Raw genomic sequence first — 3262 nt, 5'->3', positions numbered from 1 at the left:
CCGTAGAACCAACCGCCTAACGCTGGAGCTAAGCGGCCACATCAATCGCGAAGCGATTGATTGGTCCGCTTGAGCGAAATGTTAGGCCCGAACCGCTGAACGATCGACGTGCATGCCGGGATCGCGAGTGGCAGCGCCCAGGAAACTGCAGCATCGATCTCAGGCTGGAGGCGCGCAAGCGCTTCGGGCGCCCAATGCGTCCGAACGGCCCCAACAGGGAGCGCATCAGTCTCTGATGAGATTGCTGCGAAAACATTGAAGTCTTCGTCGCTGTCGGCAACTTGGACCTCAAATCTAAGTGACGCAAGCGTGTGGCAGCCCTCAAGTACGTGCGTGGTCCCTGAGAGAATGCCAAGGCATATGGCTACCGACCTTTGCCGGCACTCCGAGACATAGTCTTCGCGAGATAGATGGGCGGACATAGGGCCTAACGTCTGAGCTAAGCGGCCACATCAATCGCGAAGCGATTGATTGGTCCGCTTGAGCGAGTAGTTAGGCACTTAGTCTTGCTCATCAAGAGGCATCCTCGAAAGCTCTGAACTGCCATTGGGCAGTACGGTGACTGCCCACCACATCTCAGTGCCGTGATCCTTGATGGTGAAAAGGTAAGTGCCATCCGAGTTTGAATCGAGACTAAGGCCGCTCAAGAGGGCCTCGCCCCGAAGTGCCGGGCCTGAATCTAGCGACATGAGACGCTCATAAGCAATCGTGCGCGCCTCCTGCTCGGAGACTCCGGAGCAAGCAACGAGAAGTATCGCGATTGCCGAGATCAGGATGCGCCGCATGTGCCTAACGCTGGAGCTAAGCGGCCACATCAATCGCGAAGCGATTGATTGGTCCGCTTGAGCGAGTAGTTAGGTGCCAATGCCGCGCGACGCCAAGAACTCCTTCGGGCTTGGAACATCCGGATCATCTGCGAGCACTTTCTTAGCGTACTCGCAAGCCTCATCCGTGAATCCTGCCTCTTTTGCTGCGTAGAAGATTTCGAGGTTGGCGTTCAAGCGCGCATCCTCGGAAATGGTTCCAAGCTGAGCCTTGACCGTATCGATAGCTTCGCGAAACTTTCCCTCTCCGCGCAGCGCCGCGGAAATCTTGATCACATCACTTCCAGACATACGAGGACCTCCAAGTTGTGCACCTAACGCCTGAACTAAGCGGCCACATCAATCGCGAAGCGATTGATTGGTCCGCTTGAGTGAGTAGTTAGGGGCCAACATAAAGCACCGTGTAGTTCTCGGCAAACGCTGGCTGGACCACCTTTTGCTCCCAACCGTCGACGGACGGGAACCGTGCTTTGATCCCGGCAAGAAGCTCGGCAAAGCCAGGCTGCTCCTCGCACACCAACACCTTGTTTGGCCCAACTGAGAACTCAAACCAAACGTCGTCGAAGGTGACGGAGTCCTTCTTGAATGCCGCGATCTTGGTGAGCGACCCCCAAGCTACGGACGCGTCTCCTGAAACAAAGCCCGAGTCCGTCACACAGATCGTGTCCCACGCAGGTTTAGTTGACTGCGCGAACCGATCACGCATCTTGCGAAGAAGGTTCATCCGTGTGCCCCTAACGCTGGAGCTAAGCGGCCACATCAATCGCGAAGCGATTGATTGGTCCGCTTGAGCGAAATGTTAGGCCAAATGATGCACGCAGGATGCCGCACTTACCACCACGCAAGAAACTCGGGAATGACCTTTGTGTATAGGACTCTGCCAAAGACAAAGGCCATAAGCGCACCGACCAGAAGGGAACCGAAACGACCCATTGGCCGCGATGCCCATGGCAAACGGAGGTGAACCTGAAATGCCGAGCCAGAAAGCAGTTTTGGTTGGAACAACGCAGCAACAACGACAAGCACGCAGTAGACGAAGCCAACGCTCATGCACAAAGCGATGACTCCGGGATTAAGCACTGAGTCGAGAAGTGGCGAGTTCTGCATGGCCTAACGCGTGAGCTAAGCGGCCACATCAATCGCGAAGCGATTGATTGGTCCGCTTGAGCGAGTAGTTAGGTGGAACTCTAGCACCGGCGCGGCCCTACACATTCAAAAACGGGATGGCGAAGAAACTGCACGCGCCGAGGAAGAGAAATACAGCAGACCAGCGTGCAACCATGAAGGTTGCCCACACAGACACCGGCGCAGCGACAACTGACGCCGGAGTAGGCCGCCACGGGAGGCAGTGGGAAAGCGACAGCAACCGAATTGCCTGTTGCGTATGGTGGGCGGCGATAGGGAGCGCGAATAGCTCGGACGAAAGTTGCTCGTCACCTGACGCCTGCATACGCAGGATTGCGACCGCCCCGAGGTGCAGCGCGAACGATGTCCCGAGAACGAAGAAAGCTGCATCCATGCCGACCACCTAACGCTGGAGCTAAGCGGCAGCATCAATCGCGAAGCGATTGATCTGTCCGCTTGAGCGATTTGTTAGGCGCAAAAGCATGTCGCTTAAGCGCCACCTTGTGAGCTGTTGTGAAACATGAGCTCAAAACCGTAAACGATAGAGTCTGAGAAATCCCCTGCCTCGTTGATTGCCTCAGCAAGTTTCCCTTCTGGACAAGAAGCGGAGGCAAGCTCTAGCCAACCAGCTGAGCACGGGGCGTCGTCTGGACCGTGGGTGATGTGCAGGGACAATCGCTCTTGTTCCCCGCTCCACGCCAACTTGAGCTGGGCTTGTCGGCTTGCCACGCGAACGGCGGTGCTACCAAACGAATCCAGATTGGGCTCGGAAAGAACCAAGCCATTGACGCCATCCGCGCAGGTCTTGAAGTACTCAAACATCATTGCGACGGATTTCGTGGACATGGAGCGCCTAACGCTGGAGCTAAGCGGCCACATCAATCGCGAAGCGATTGATTGGTCCGCTTGAGCGAACTGTTAGGCAGCAGTTTAGTCGTCTTGCCGATAGAACGTGTAGCCGGATGGCCTGCGACCGAATGTGCCAGCGACCCAGCCGACTGCGAACGACTGCTCAATTGCCAAGGTGGGGAGTGCACCGCGATTGCTCTCGGCGTAGGGGCCGCCTGTCCGCCAGTCCGACAAAACCAACTCTCTCGCGAGATCCTCAGCGCTCGCCAAGTCGGCGGCGCGGACAAGCCGGGTTGTGAAGAAGCCTACAGACGACGTGCTTCCGAGAGGCAGATCGATGCCCTGTCCTGAAAGAGTTACCTTGAAGTGCGGCATTGCCTGGTTTGCTGCCTAACGTCGGTGTTAAGCGGCGTGAGCGTCGCCGCAGCCAATAATTTTCGCCTGATGGCGGTGCGAACGTCCGC

General features: G+C 56.8%; 5 protein-coding genes. 1 reads left to right on the top strand and 4 read right to left on the bottom strand.

Annotation, left to right across the window (positions count from 1 at the left end):
* Positions 1–854: 854 nt before the first annotated feature.
* Positions 855–1115: a hypothetical protein gene (locus QUA00_RS36425; RefSeq protein WP_332986650.1), complete on the bottom strand. Its 261-nt coding sequence runs from the start codon at positions 1113–1115 to the stop codon at positions 855–857.
* Positions 1116–1203: 88 nt separating this feature from the next.
* Complete coding sequence (locus QUA00_RS36420; RefSeq protein WP_332986651.1) at positions 1204–1548, bottom strand: hypothetical protein; 345 nt, start codon at positions 1546–1548, stop codon at positions 1204–1206.
* A gap of 236 nt (positions 1549–1784) precedes the next feature.
* Here QUA00_RS36420 and QUA00_RS36415 point away from each other — a divergent pair, with 236 nt between their 5' ends.
* Positions 1785–1907 (top strand): hypothetical protein, encoded by a 123-nt coding sequence (locus QUA00_RS36415; RefSeq protein ID WP_332986652.1) that lies wholly within the window; start codon positions 1785–1787, stop codon positions 1905–1907.
* 121 nt (positions 1908–2028) lie between these two features.
* On the opposite strand, the gene QUA00_RS36410 is transcribed toward QUA00_RS36415, so the two are convergent.
* On the bottom strand, positions 2029–2343 hold the full coding sequence (locus QUA00_RS36410) for a hypothetical protein (protein ID WP_332986653.1): 315 nt from the start codon (positions 2341–2343) through the stop codon (positions 2029–2031).
* A gap of 95 nt (positions 2344–2438) precedes the next feature.
* Positions 2439–2774, bottom strand: coding sequence for a hypothetical protein (locus QUA00_RS36405; protein WP_332986655.1), 336 nt, complete (start codon positions 2772–2774; stop codon positions 2439–2441).
* Positions 2775–3262 lie beyond the last annotated feature (488 nt).

The organism is Microcoleus sp. T2B6, assembly GCF_036700475.1.
Lineage (GTDB): Bacteria > Cyanobacteriota > Cyanobacteriia > Cyanobacteriales > Microcoleaceae > Microcoleus.
The sequence above is the reverse complement of the archived record's forward strand: the minus strand, read 5'-3'. Positions and strand labels throughout refer to the sequence as shown.